Source organism: Dyella sp. SYSU CM1112 (genome assembly GCF_058216415.1).
Window position 1 is genome coordinate 1 of the sequence record NZ_JBZEGI010000107.1, and the last position, 289, is coordinate 289.

At 61.2% G+C, this 289-nt stretch carries 1 protein-coding gene; it reads left to right on the forward strand.

Going from position 1 to position 289, the window contains the following annotated elements; all coding sequences use genetic code 11:
- Positions 1–278: Rieske (2Fe-2S) protein (locus AC4HNJ_RS21825; RefSeq protein ID WP_490481717.1), on the forward strand; the 278-nt coding region annotated here is incomplete at its 5' end.
- Positions 279–289 lie beyond the last annotated feature (11 nt).

Below are 289 nucleotides of genomic sequence, written 5' to 3' on the forward strand. Positions count from 1 at the left end.
CTGGTGGAGAAGAGAGCGTGATCCTGCTGCGACTAGGCGAACGCGTGAACGCCTGGATGAACATTTGTCCGCATGCAGGGCGACGTCTGGACTGGGCACCGGGCAAATTCCTGCTATCCAAAGGCATGCTGGTGTGCGCAGCGCATGGCGCCAGCTTCAACGTGGAGAATGGCGAATGCATCGGTGGTCCGTGCCGGGGCAAAAGCCTGCGAGTGGTGCCGGTGCGGGTGGAGCAGGGCGACGTCATCGTGGTAACGGATGAGGAAAATGAGCGGTGAGAAGCAGGCGT